Annotated in this window: 10 protein-coding genes; 6 read left to right on the forward strand and 4 right to left on the reverse strand. The window is 67.8% G+C overall.

The features are described 5' to 3' along the window. Nucleotides 1-4: 4 nt before the first annotated feature. Nucleotides 5-844 carry an alpha/beta fold hydrolase gene (locus tag ACSUZC_RS23420; RefSeq protein ID WP_439033214.1) on the reverse strand — a complete coding sequence of 280 codons (840 nt, stop codon included), beginning with the start codon at nucleotides 842-844 and terminating at the stop codon, nucleotides 5-7. A gap of 181 nt (nucleotides 845-1,025) precedes the next feature. On the opposite strand from ACSUZC_RS23420, the gene ilvD reads away from it, so the two are divergent. Further along, the gene (gene ilvD, locus ACSUZC_RS23425) at nucleotides 1,026-2,741 is read left to right on the forward strand and encodes a dihydroxy-acid dehydratase (RefSeq protein ID WP_439030825.1); all 1,716 of its coding nucleotides are present in this window, start codon (nucleotides 1,026-1,028) and stop codon (nucleotides 2,739-2,741) included. A 100-nt stretch (nucleotides 2,742-2,841) separates the two neighbouring features. On the opposite strand, the gene ACSUZC_RS23430 is transcribed toward ilvD, so the two are convergent. Further along, complete coding sequence (locus ACSUZC_RS23430) at nucleotides 2,842-3,249, reverse strand: winged helix-turn-helix transcriptional regulator (protein WP_439030826.1); 408 nt, start codon at nucleotides 3,247-3,249, stop codon at nucleotides 2,842-2,844. Between the two features lie 109 nt (nucleotides 3,250-3,358). Between ACSUZC_RS23430 and ACSUZC_RS23435 the strand changes: the two genes are divergently transcribed. From ACSUZC_RS23435 to ACSUZC_RS23445, 3 genes are all read left to right on the forward strand, one after another. Continuing rightward, nucleotides 3,359-5,314 (forward strand): alpha/beta fold hydrolase, encoded by a 1,956-nt coding sequence (locus ACSUZC_RS23435; protein ID WP_439030827.1) that lies wholly within the window; start codon nucleotides 3,359-3,361, stop codon nucleotides 5,312-5,314. Between the two features lie 123 nt (nucleotides 5,315-5,437). Beyond that, on the forward strand, nucleotides 5,438-6,280 hold the full coding sequence (locus ACSUZC_RS23440; protein WP_439030828.1) for an SDR family NAD(P)-dependent oxidoreductase: 843 nt from the start codon (nucleotides 5,438-5,440) through the stop codon (nucleotides 6,278-6,280). 345 nt (nucleotides 6,281-6,625) lie between these two features. Beyond that, the gene (locus ACSUZC_RS23445) at nucleotides 6,626-7,570 is read left to right on the forward strand and encodes a manganese catalase family protein (RefSeq protein WP_439030829.1); all 945 of its coding nucleotides are present in this window, start codon (nucleotides 6,626-6,628) and stop codon (nucleotides 7,568-7,570) included. Nucleotides 7,571-7,631: 61 nt separating this feature from the next. Here ACSUZC_RS23445 and ACSUZC_RS23450 read toward each other — a convergent pair whose 3' ends face one another. Both ACSUZC_RS23450 and ACSUZC_RS23455 read right to left on the reverse strand, forming a co-directional pair. Beyond that, on the reverse strand, nucleotides 7,632-8,882 hold the full coding sequence (locus ACSUZC_RS23450; RefSeq protein ID WP_439030830.1) for an esterase/lipase family protein: 1,251 nt from the start codon (nucleotides 8,880-8,882) through the stop codon (nucleotides 7,632-7,634). 46 nt (nucleotides 8,883-8,928) lie between these two features. Then, nucleotides 8,929-9,570 (reverse strand): class I SAM-dependent methyltransferase, encoded by a 642-nt coding sequence (locus ACSUZC_RS23455; RefSeq protein ID WP_439030831.1) that lies wholly within the window; start codon nucleotides 9,568-9,570, stop codon nucleotides 8,929-8,931. 207 nt (nucleotides 9,571-9,777) lie between these two features. Between ACSUZC_RS23455 and ACSUZC_RS23460 the strand changes: the two genes are divergently transcribed. Both ACSUZC_RS23460 and ACSUZC_RS23465 read left to right on the forward strand, forming a co-directional pair. Further along, nucleotides 9,778-10,569: an LLM class F420-dependent oxidoreductase gene (locus ACSUZC_RS23460; protein WP_439030832.1), complete on the forward strand. Its 792-nt coding sequence runs from the start codon at nucleotides 9,778-9,780 to the stop codon at nucleotides 10,567-10,569. Nucleotides 10,570-10,644: 75 nt separating this feature from the next. Next, the gene (locus ACSUZC_RS23465) at nucleotides 10,645-12,678 is read left to right on the forward strand and encodes a TPM domain-containing protein (RefSeq protein WP_439030833.1); all 2,034 of its coding nucleotides are present in this window, start codon (nucleotides 10,645-10,647) and stop codon (nucleotides 12,676-12,678) included. The last annotated feature ends 113 nt before the right edge of the window (nucleotides 12,679-12,791 follow it).

The raw sequence follows: 12,791 nt of genomic DNA on the forward strand, positions 1-12,791 counted from the left end.
GTCGTCAGTTCGGCTGCGTCGCGTCGACCGCTCGGAGCACGATGCGTGAGACGGCGTCAGGACGCGAGACCAGCGACGCGTGAGATGCGTTGACCTCGGCGGTGCGTCCGGGGGCGGCCCGTCCGGCCAGGAAACGCTGCAGCGCGGGCGGGATCACCCGATCCTGCTGCGAGACGAGGTACCAGCTGGGCACCCGTGCCCACGACGGCGGTCCCGACGGTTCCAGGTTGGCGCGTAGCGCTGCGGACTTCTGGTGCGCGAACATGTCGGCGGCGACAGCGGGCGACACGTCCTGAGCGAAGATCTCACGGAAGTACGGGCGGGCGATGTAGCCGTCGACATTGCGTCCGGCGACCCCGGTCGGGTCGTTCTCGACGACCTTCAGTTGGAGCGCGGGCGGTAGCAACCGGCTGCCGGGATAGGTGAGCGGGTTCAGCAGACCCTGGACGAACTCGCCGGAGGTGGGTGCGAAGGCGGCGATGTAAACGTTGGCGCGGACGTCGGGGTCCTGGGTGTTGGTGATGACGAAGCCGCCATACGAATGGCCGACGAGAACGATCGGCCCGTCGATCGTCGCCAGCTTCTTCTCGAGTTGCTCGGCATCGTAGGCCGGGGACCGGAGCGGGTTGTCGAAGGTCTGCACGGCAAGTCCACGGCTCCGCAGATCCTGCGCGACGTCGCGCCAGCCCGAGGAATCGGCGAACGCCCCGTGCACCAGGACGACTGTCGGACTCGACGGCTGGGCGTCGGCGGGCGCCACGGACAGGCCGACGGCCGCGGCCATCAGCGTCGAGACGAGCACAGCCCGTCCGGCCAGTTTTCGGAGCGCGATCCTGGGGTTCATGCCGGCGGCCTTTCCACGAGAGATGGGGTCGAGGTGGACCTTAATCACTCCCGCCGCGATGGATCTGGTCACGAGCGCACGGTTCTGTGCTGACCGCGCACGGTCGGGAGACCGAATCGTCGCCGGTCCTCGAACGCGGACTCGAGAACACTCGTCCGGGACGACCATTACTGTTGCCTTCATGACCAAGCGAACCGAACCCGGCGCCGAGATCGACATCAAGCCTCGTAGTCGCGACGTCACCGACGGCCTCGAGAAGACCGCCGCCCGCGGCATGCTCCGCGCGGTGGGCATGGGGGACGACGACTGGGTGAAACCGCAGATCGGTGTCGGGTCGTCGTGGAACGAGATCACGCCGTGCAACCTGTCGCTGGATCGGCTGGCCAAGGCCGTGAAGGAGGGCGTGCACGAAGGCGGCGGCTACCCGCTCGAGTTCGGCACCATCTCGGTCTCCGACGGCATCTCGATGGGGCATGAGGGGATGCACTTCTCGCTGGTCTCCCGCGAGGTGATCGCCGACAGCGTCGAAACCGTGATGAGCGCCGAGCGGCTCGACGGTTCGGTCCTGCTCGCCGGTTGCGACAAGTCCCTGCCCGGCATGCTCATGGCGGCCGCCCGTCTCGACCTCGCCTCGGTGTTCCTCTACGCCGGCTCGACGCTGCCCGGATACGCGACGCTGTCCGACGGCAAAGAGCGTCAGGTGACCATCATCGACGCGTTCGAGGCGGTGGGCGCCTGCTCTCGCGGACTGATGAGCCGCGAGGACGTCGACACCATCGAACGCGCCATCTGTCCGGGTGAGGGTGCATGTGGCGGCATGTACACCGCCAACACCATGGCCAGCGCCGCCGAGGCACTCGGTATGTCCCTGCCGGGCAGCGCTGCTCCCCCGGCCCCGGACAAGCGCCGCGACCAGTTCGCGCGGAAGAGCGGGATCGCCGTGGTCGAGATGCTGCGCCGCGGGATCACCGCCCGCGACATCATGACCCGCGAGGCCTTCGAGAACGCGATCGCGGTGGTGATGGCGTTCGGTGGCTCCACCAACGCGGTGCTCCATCTCCTCGCCATCGCCAGCGAGGCCGAGGTCGAGTTGTCGCTCGACGACTTCATCAGGGTCGGCAGCCGGGTTCCGCACCTCGCCGACGTCAAACCGTTCGGCCGGCACGTGATGACCGACGTCGACCGCATCGGCGGTGTGCCGGTGGTGATGAAGGCGCTCCTCGACGCGGGACTCCTCCACGGCGACTGCCTGACCGTGACCGGATCCACGGTCGCGGAGAACCTGGCCCACATCGCGCCACCTGATCCCGACGGTCAGGTCCTACGGGCCACGAAGTCGCCCATCCATCCGACCGGCGGCATCACCATCCTCAAGGGGTCGCTGGCTCCGGAAGGTGCGGTGGTGAAGTCCGCCGGTTTCGACTCCGACGTCTTCGAGGGCACGGCAAGGGTTTTCGATCGGGAGCGCGCCGCGATGGACGCCCTCGAGGACGGCACCATCACCGCGGGGGACGTGGTCGTCATCCGATACGAAGGCCCCAAGGGCGGGCCGGGTATGCGCGAGATGCTCGCCATCACCGGCGCCATCAAGGGCGCCGGACTCGGCAAGGACGTACTGCTGATGACCGACGGCCGGTTCTCGGGCGGCACCACGGGTCTGTGCGTCGGCCACGTCGCGCCGGAAGCCGTCGACGGCGGACCGATTGCGCTGGTCCGTGACGGCGACCGCATCCGGCTCGACGTCGGTCGCGGTCTCCTCGACCTCCTCGTCGACGATGACGAACTCGCCTCTCGCGCACAGGACTTCACTCCCCTGCCGCCGCGGTACACGCGTGGTGTGTTGGCCAAGTACTCCAAGCTCGTCACCTCGGCGTCGCAAGGCGCCGTCTGCCGCTGAGCGCGGGGTCGCCGGGACCGGCGTTTTACGCCACGTCAGCCGTGGTCACCACGACGGGCGGGCGAGCTGACACCCGTCGATGCGAGATGATGGCACCCGCTCAGGCGGTATTGGCGACTCCGAGGTGGGACTCGCGCAACGCCTCCAAGTGCTGATGAAGGTGCTCGAGGAGATCTGAGTGGTCGATCGTCGTCGGATCGATCCTGCGACCCAGACGGCCGAGCTCGACGAGCAGCGGAATCGTGTCGAGACCGAGCTCGGTGAGCGAATAGCGCCCCTGCTGCCCGCGCGACACCTCCGTCTTGGACAGGAACCCCGACGCGGTGAGGTCGGTGAGCCGGCGAGACAGGACAGGTGCGCTGATGCCTTCCTCGCTGCCGGTGAGCAGTTCGCGAAACGAACGCCGGTCGTACATGGCGATGTCACGCAGGATCAGCAGGCTCCACTGGTCACCCACCATCTCCAACGTCCGGTTGACCGGGCAGGCCGATCGAGGTCGGGCGATCATCGTCACTCCTAGTGGTTGCAGTCTGTTACTACCGAGTGTAGCGTCACCGCAAAGTGATAACAGAACGTAACTACTCGCGATGCTGCGCTCGCGGGAGACGGAGACAGTTGTGGAGTCATTCATCCTCAGGAAGTACGGCGCCCCGTTCGAGCGGGCGCTGATACCCCGCCCGACCCCCGCCCGCGGTCAGGTCCTGGTTCGGGTGGCGGCCGCCGGCATCAACCCGGCCGACGAACGCAGCCGGACAGGTGAATTCAAGCTGCTGTTCCACCCCCGCCTGCCGGGCGTGGCCGGCGGTGAGCTCTCCGGTGAGGTCGTCGCGGTCGGGGAGGGCGCCTCGAAATTCGCGGTCGGGGACACCGTGATCGCGTATACAGGCGTCGAGGCCATGGGCGCCTACGCGGAGTTCGCCGTCGTCGACGAGGCGGCGCTGGCGCCCGCACCGACAAGTGTGTCCCTGGTCGAGGCGGCCTCACTACCCGTGGCCGCACTGACCGCCTGGCAGTCGCTGGTCACCCTCGGCCACGTGCAGCCCGGCCAGCGGGTTCTGGTTCATGGCGGTTCCGGTGCCGTCGGGTCGCTGACGATTCAACTCGCCAAGCACCTGGGTGCCACTGTCGTCACCACCGCCTCCACCGCCGGCGCCGGCTTCGTGCGCGAGCTGGGCGCGGACAAGGTCATCGACTACCGCGACCAGGACTTCGTCGCCGAACTCGCCGACAGCCCTGTCGATCTTGTCCTGGACACCCAGGGCGGCGAGACCACCAGCCGCTCGCTCGAGGTCGTTCGCCCCGGGGGACTCGTGGTCGGAATCGCCGGCACCCCCGATCCCGGGCTGGCCGAGCAGGCCGGCGCGCCCCTGCCCGTGAAACTCGCTCTGGGTGCAATGAGTGCGGGTCTCCGACTCCGTGCCCGCAAGCTCGGCGTCGGCTACAAGTTCCTGTTCATCGAGCCCGACGGCACGACTCTGGAGACTCTGGTCAGACTTGTCGACAGCGGCACGCTGCGGCCCGTCGTCGACCGCGTTCTCCCCTTCCACCACACGCTCGACGCCATGCAGCAGGTCCTCTCCGGCGGCCGACGCGGCAAGGTACTGGTCACCACCCGTCCCGATGCCGTCACCACCGGTCTGGCCGAGACCGACGCCGAAGGCTCCGTCGACGCCACGACCGACAACGCCACCGCATCCGAGTCGTCCCGCCCGACAACCTGGTCGGAGACGCCGAACAGCACCATCACCGTGGCCGGTGAATCGCTGGTCTTCCGCGACCTCGGACCGACGGGCGGCACACCGGTCGTCGTGCTGACCCACCTGGGGGCCACCCTTGACGAATGGGACCCCGCGGTCCTCGATCCCCTGGCGGCCGAACACCGGGTCGTGGCGCTCGAGCTCGCGGGTGTCGGCGGCTCCGGCGGAACGATCCCGGACACCGTCAAAGACATGGCCGACACCGCACGCGCCATGATCGCGGCCCTCGGGTTCGAGCACGTCGACCTGTTCGGCTTCTCGCTCGGCGGCTTCATCGCCCAGCAGATCGCTCTCGACGACCCCGGACTGGTACGCAGGCTCGTCCTGACCGGCACAGGCCCGGCAGGTGGGAAGGGAATCGACCGCCCGACCGGGCCCGCCTACATCTTCTGGGACATTCTGCGCGCAGCCCTGCACCGCACCGACCCGAAGGAGTTCCTGTTCTTCCCCCGCACGCCCGCGGGCAAAGCCGCCGCCCGCGACTACCTGAACCGCATCGCCCAGCGCGTCGTGGACAAAGACCAGGCCATGGCGATTCGCGGATTCAACCGGCAGATCGCAGCGATTCGCCGTTGGGGACGACAACAACCCCAAGACCTGTCCCGGATCACCGCGCCCACCCTGATCGCAAACGGCGACCACGACCGCATGGTGCCCACCGAGCTCTCCCGCGACATGCACCGTCGAATCCCCAACAGCACGCTGACGATCTACCCCGACGCCGGTCACGGCGGTGTCTTCCACAACCATCGCGAATTCACCGACCAGCTGCTCGCCCACCTGGCGACGGACGCCGTGAGCACGGCCGGCCGATGACCGACGCCTACACGCAAGACAGAGAAGACGCGCTCGGTCTCCGTTTCGGAGGGATGCCCACCGTGAGCCGCGGTGTCCACCGCACCCCAACCGCGGCAGGCGAACACGGGCGGGGGAAGTGACATGGCGACCTACCCTCTACGCGACAAAGTCGTGTTCCTCACCGGTGCCGGGCGGGGTCTCGGCGCGCAGACCGCACGAATCCTGACCCAGCGCGGGGCGCGGGTGGTTCTCGCCGACATCGATGCCGCCGCAGCGCAACGGGTCGCAGGCACACTGCCCGAGGGAAGTGCGCTGCACCTGGCATGCGACGTGACCGACCTCGAGTCGGTGAACATCGCGGTGCGCCAAGCCCTTGGCGTGTACAGCCGGATCGACACCGTCATCGCCAACGCAGGCATCCTGGGACGCACCGGAACCCTGCGTAGTCTCTCGACAACTGACGTATCGGCCGTCGTCGACGTGAACATCAACGGCGTCATCAACACGCTCTCCGCCACACTCGACTCCGTCATAGCCAACCGCGGTCAGGTCGTTGTCCTCAGCTCGGTGTTCGCCTATCTCAACGGTGCCGGGAGCATCCCCTACGCCATGAGCAAAGCCGCGGTCGAGCAGATCGGGCGCGGACTGGGTGTCGAGCTCGCCGCGCACGGCGCGTCGGCGATGGTGGCGTATTTCTCCCTCATCGACACCGACATGATCCGCGATGGCGTCGACAACGACCCGCGTGCGGCGGCCCTCCTGCACACCTTGCCGAAATCGTTCTCCACCAAGATATCCGCCCATGAGGCAGCAACCGCGCTCGTCAACGGGATCGAACGCCGCCGCCGCTCGGTGACCGTTCCCGCGAAGTGGGGTCGGGTCGCCGCCCTACGCGGAATCGCGGGGCCGATCGGTGATGTGGCGATCACACGCAGAACCCCGTTCGTCCGGGCCCTACTCGACCTCGACCAGGGCCCCTCCTGAACGCCGTTGACATGGGCGTCTCAACCGTCGGCACCAGGTGTCCGAGCTGAGCGCGGTACCGATCGTTCCTCACACGCCGGACCGACCCCGGTCGTCCCCAGAGGGGCCGGGTCCGGTCCGGCGTGTTTGTGTCATGGCGGCATGGGTATTGCTCGGCGTACCAGTTGCTCCAGAAATGTGGCCTCTGTTGATGTTGTGGCCCCCTTCGACGGGTGGCGGAGAGGTGTAGGTGTCCGCGAGCCGGATTGCTCACCTTCTGTCACAGCCGGTCCCGAGCCACTCGATCACACCATCTGCGAACTTCGGCACCGCCGGTCCGCCTCCATACGAGCTCGAGGAGAGCCTGTGTACCTACACACTCAGCAATTGATCAACGAGATCGCCGTCGACGAGCCCGATCCGGCCGCCGCGAACGCCTTGCAGGAGGGCCTCGGCGGGCAGTTCGGCGAGATGCGCACGATGATGCAATACCTTTTCCAGTCCATGAACTTCCGTGGCGATCCCGCATCCAAGCCGTACCGGGATCTGCTGCAGGGTGTCGGGACCGAAGAGATCAGCCACGTCGAACTCATCGGCACCACCATCTCGCGCCTGCTCGACGGCTCGCCGGAGTACAGCGGCAAGAAGACCGATCCGGTCGACAAACCAGGTGAGAAGGGGTCCACGCCCCTCAAGATCGCCCTGGACACCAGCAACATTCACCACTATCTGGTCGGTGCACAGGGTGCTCTGCCGGTCGACGCCGCCGGCAATCCGTGGTCGGGGTCGTATGTCTACAACAGCGGGAACCTCGTTCTCGACCTGCTCTACAACCTGATGCTCGAATCCACCGGCCGACTGCAGAAATGCCGGATCTACGAGATGACCGACAACAAGACGGCCCGCTCCACGATCGCCTATCTGATCGTCCGGGATCAGGCGCACGAGAACGCCTTCGCCAAGGCGCTGGAGAGTCTCGGGGTCAACTGGGGATCGATCCTGCCCATCCCGAAGACCAACGCCGAGCGGTACCCAGAGGTCAAGAAGCTTGTCGACCAGGGATTGCAGAGCGTCCAGTTCACTTTCAGCGCCGACAATCAGAGCGACGCGGCAAAGCTGTACCGCGGCGCATCCCCCAGCGGTGACGGGACCGAACTCAGCACGGAGGTCATGCCGGAAGGATTCCCCATGACCATCGCACCGGAACGCCGCGAAGAATTCGCGCCCGGACTCGACAAGGATCTACTGGCGCTGATCCAGGCCACCGCGGAGGTCGAGATCGCGACCGCCGACGATCCCGGCAAGAAGTAACCACTCCCCGGCGGGCGGCACGCGACTTCGGCGCCGCCTGCCGGCACGAGGGTGTGCCGCCCTAGGAAGATCGTCCGGGCGGCAACGCCTTCCGTGGTGCGAGGTTGGGAAGCATCCAGTCGTAGATGGCGTCGCTGTTCAACAACGTGAAATGGTGTGCGCCGCCGACGTGGAATCCCTCCTGGAACCGGAGCCCCCGGCGGCGTCGCGTGTGCTGGCCGCGTCCACTCGGTGCGAGCACCAGGCCGTCACCCAGCAGTCGCCCCAGAGGATTGTCGGGATCGCGGGTGATCGTCGCGGTAACGAACAGATGCCGTGCGCCCTCGAGTAGGGGGACGTCGGCGCCGGGCGGTTGAGACCACGCGTCTGGGTCATGCCCCACCCAGTCGTCATCGGTGAGGCTGCCGTGGAACAGGTCTCGCACTCCCGCACTCCGACGCCGCAGCAACGAACCGATCGGACGCGTGACAGGCATCCGGCACAAGGCGTTCGTCGCGAGATGGACACCGCGTGCCAGTGGCGCCCCCAGGTGCGGCGTGCCCAGGCACACCGTCTCCGACACCAGACGCGTCCAGTAGTCACCGCGCTGATCGGCTGCGTGACAGGCACTTCGGATGACGAGCCCACCCATCGAGTGGCCGATGAGGGTCAACCGGGTCACCGGGGTCGGCCAGAGGAGCACGAGGGCGTCGAGGAGATCGGCGAGTGCCCGGCCGTTCTCGCTGATGTGGCGGCCCGTGTTGTAGCGGATCTGGACCTCGGTCGCACCGATGTCGTCGGACAGCTTCTCGCCGTAGGTCGGTCGTTCGCCGAGTGACCACGCGAACTCGGACTCCATCAGTCCGTGCAGGAACACGACGACGTGTCCGGTCGGGGCTGGAAAGGCATCTCGAAGCGATCGTGAGTCGAGCGCGACCGGGCGCCCGTCGATCCGGATGGACATGTCGGCCGTCAGCGGCGAGTCATCGGTCTCTAGTTCGTCGCCGATGAGCCCGTTGAGTATGCCGAGCAGCACCGCGCCTCGATGGGTGTGCGAGGGTGCGCGGCCTTCGGGCCAGGGCACGTGGTCCGCCGCCGACCTGCCGGCGTCGAGTGCCGCGGCGATGGAGTGGTAGGTGCCCTCGCTCACGGCGTCGTGCACCATCCGCGCCGTGTCGACGGAGCTGCCCAGGACCGGTCGGAGCATCCGGAAGACACCGCCGGAGATGACGCGGTGCATCGAACCGATGCCCCGTGTGGCTTCCCCCACCTCGTAGAGGCCGAGGCCGGCGAGGGCCCGCAGTTCGGTCTCGCGCGTGGTCGTTGCGGTCATGCCCTGAGTGTACAGGTGTGCACTCAATCCGCGAGGGTCGTGGGGATCAGCCGACCCGCCGCCGTGCGCGCAACACCACATCGTGGGTGTGATGGCCGCCCCCGGCCGCCCTACCGCGTTCGCGTGTCTCATCGGTGACGATCTCCCACCCGTCGCCCAGGAGTGCCGCGAAGTCTCCGGGCTGGACGTAGGCGTCCGGATCGAACCCGTGCGCCCGCACCCCGTCCGGGGCATGCGCCACCACCAGCAGGGTTCCACCGGGCCCGACGGCGTCGACCAGTCGTCGCGCCGCGTCGAGGTTCGCCTTGGGGATCGGGAAGTAGTGCATGGTCACCAGATCGACGTCGGCGGCCGGAACGTCGTCGGCGATCACATCGGCACGCAACCAGGTGATGGACGGTCGTGGATCGATCTCGCGGGCCCGGTCGATCGCGACCTGCGAGATGTCGAGCGCCGTGACCTGCCAGCCACGATCGGCCAGCCAGCGCGCGTCGGCGCCCTCGCCCGATCCGATGTCGAGTGCGGTACCCGGCTCCGTGTCGGACACCTCGGCGACCAATGCAGGGTTGACGTCGGAGGTCCAGAGGCGGTCGGCACTGCTGTAGCGCGCGTCCCAACCCTCTGCGGTTCCCGGGTCATCGGGTCTGGATGGTCGGATGACGGTGTCGGGGTGGTGGTTCTCGGTCATGACTCGACTGTGGCACGCGCAGTCGCCAGAGGCTAGAACTGTTGCCGATTCGGCAAGAACCGACACCCTCGACCGCCCGCCCTCGATGAGCGGGTCGACGACCACCGGGGCATCTGGGTCCCGGCCGTCGCGTCCGAGAGCGGTTGACGGTCACCGTGACTCGCGTCGACGTCGACGATCCCGCCGACAGCAGGCACACTGGTCGGCATGGCCTTCCCCATTCGCATCGGTGTCCAGATCCAGCCCCAGCACGCTCCCGAGTACTCGTTGATCCGCGACGCGGTGCGGCGCGCCGAGGACACGGGCGTCGACATCGCGTTCAACTGGGATCATTTCTATCCGTTGTACGGGGCGCCGGAGGGTGAGCACTTCGAGTGCTGGACGATGCTCGGTGCGTGGGCGGAGCAGACCTCGCGCGTGGAGATCGGCGCACTGGTGACCTGCAACTCGTACCGCAACCCGGAGCTGCTCGCAGACATGGCGCGCACCGTCGACCACATCAGCGGTGGTCGCCTCGTCCTCGGTGTCGGCGCCGGCTGGTTCCAGAAGGACTATGACGAGTACGGCTACGACTTCGGCACCGTCGGGTCGCGGCTGAACGACTTCGGCGCCGCACTGCCACGGATCAAATCCCGCCTGGCCAAGCTGAATCCGGCCCCTACGCGAGACATCCCGATCCTCATCGGCGGTAGCGGCGAGAAGAAGACGTTGCGCTACATCGCCGAGCACGGCGACATCTGGCACGGCTTCAACGACGTCGAGCAGTACCGGCACAAGTCCAAGGTGCTCGCCGACCATTGCGCGGCCGTGGGTCGCGACCCGGAGACCATCGAGCGGTCGTCGGGCGTGCAGTTCGACGGCGACGTCGACGCCCTGCTCCGAGATGCCGACGCGTTGGCCGATGAGGGCGTGACACTGCTGACGGTCGGGGTCAACGGTCCCGACTACGATCTCACCGCACTCGCGGCGCTCTGCCGGTGGCGCGACTCGCGCAACTGACCGCAGCCTGGACCGGTTCGGTTCCCCTTCGGTCCTACGCTCACCCGAATGCGGTGGCTGGTTAAATTTGTGATCATGCATCGAGTGTCGGCATCGGGGGGCGGACCGAAACGCTGTGTCGGGGTGGCCGGACTGGTGGCCTTGCTGGGCCTCTTCCTGGCCTTGCTGTCGCCGGGGCCCGGAGCGGCGACGGCCGAAGCGCCCACCCGCCTCCCGACGTACGTGGTCGACTCGGCGGACGCGATCACCTCTGCGCAGCGCACCGAGCTCGAGGCCGCCGTGGACTCGCTGTACAACGCGCACGGTGTCCAGATGTGGATCGTGTACGTGCGCGACTTCGGCGGTCTCACGAGCGAGCAGTGGGCCGACCAGACGGCCCTCACCAGCGAACTCGGCGACCATGACGCACTGCTGGCGGTCGCGACCGAAGACCGCGCGTACCGCTTGTTCGCACCGGACAGCATCGGTGGTCTCGATCAGTCGACGCTCGACGAGGTCGCGAACGACGACGTCGTACCGCAACTACGTGAGGCGAACTGGGCGGGCGCCGGCTTCGCGGCGGTCAACGGGCTGTCCGAGGCGCTGGACCCCAGCTACACGGGGGTCATCGTCGCCGGGGTGGTCGGGGGCGCCGCGGTGCTCGGCGGGGGCGGAGCATTCCTATACTCGCGCCGCCGGAAACAGCGTCGAATCGAGGGAAGTCTGGAGACGTTGCGCGAGCAGGAGCTGACCGTCGACCAGCTGGCCGCGCAACCGATCGACGTGCTGGACCCGTGGTCGCGGGAGGTGCTCACCGACCTCGACAATGCGATCCGCACCAGTGAGGAAGAACTGCAACTCGCGATCGGCGAGTTCGGCGAGGCGGACACCGCCCCGTTCACCGCGACTCTGGATCGTGCGAGGCGGGCGCTTTCGCAGGCATTCGCCATCCGGCAACGGCTCGACGACAATCTTCCCGAGACCGACGACGAACGACGCTCCATGCTCGTGCAGATCATCACGACGTGCACCGACACCGACAGTGCGCTCGACGACCAGGTGGAGAATTTCGACGCCCTGCGCGACCTCCTGATCAACGCCGACGCCCGATTCGACTCGATCACACAGCAACTCATCGGTCTGCGCGCCCGGCTGGATCCGGCGGCGCGGCGGCTCATCGAGCTCGTCGATGCGCACGGTACGGGCATCCTCGCGTCGATCGTCGACAACGTGGATCTGGCCCGCGAGCAGATCGACTTCGCGGAGGCCACCGCGGATCAGGGCCGAGAGGCGATCGCCATGCCGGTCGGCAGGCAGGGACCGGCCGTCGCGGCCATCAGGTCCGCGGAGGGGTCCATCGAGCAGGCCACCGCGCTGCTCGACGCGATCGAGCACGCCGACGCGAACATCGCCGTGGCCCGCTCCCGGATGCCGGCACTCATCGACGAGGTGGAGGCCGAGCTCGCGGAGGCGGCGGAGTTCACTGCGAGCGGGCCGAACTTGACCGCTGCGGTCGAGGCCGCGGCAGCGGCGGTGGCGGCCGCTCGCAGCGATTTCGACGCGGACCCGCTGGGGACGTTCACCGCGCTCGTCGACGCCGATGCCGACCTGGACGACGCCCTCGCCGAGGCGCGCGATGCGGCGGCTGAGCGCACGCGGCGTGCGCAGGTGCTCACCGCGGCGTTGGAGTCGGCGGGGGCCAAGGTGTCGGCTGCCGCCGACTTCATCGGTACTCGTCGTGGCGCTGTGCAGTCCACGGCACGGACCCGGTTGGCCGAAGCGCAGCGCCTTCTCCGGTCCGCTCAGGACTCGGCGGCATCCGACCCGCTCACGGCGACCGACACGGCCCGCCGTGCGGGCTCGCTCGCCGACCAGGCTTTGATGGCGGCGCAGGGTGACGTGGTCAGCTGGCAGCACACACAGCAACCGCGATCCTCGGGAACCTCGACCGCGGGTGCCGTCCTGGGCGGCATCCTGGTCGACAGTTTCCTGCGCGGAACCGTCGGCGGCCGCGGTGGAGGCTTCGGTGGAGGAGGCTTCGGTGGTGGGTTCAGCAGCGGCGGACGAAGCCCCGGCTCGTTCGGCGGTTCCGGATCGTCCGGACGCATCGGTACGGGCGGCCGGTTCTGACGCATTTCCCATGGTTCCACGTGGAACCATCACCTCTGTTGGGCTGCCGTTCATGCACGGGTAGCCATCGGTTCGTCTGGCCCTCCTAACGTGCTTCTCGTCGTGCGCCGGCC

This window comes from Gordonia terrae (genome assembly GCF_051789125.1).
Classification (GTDB): Bacteria; Actinomycetota; Actinomycetes; order Mycobacteriales; family Mycobacteriaceae; genus Gordonia; species Gordonia terrae_A.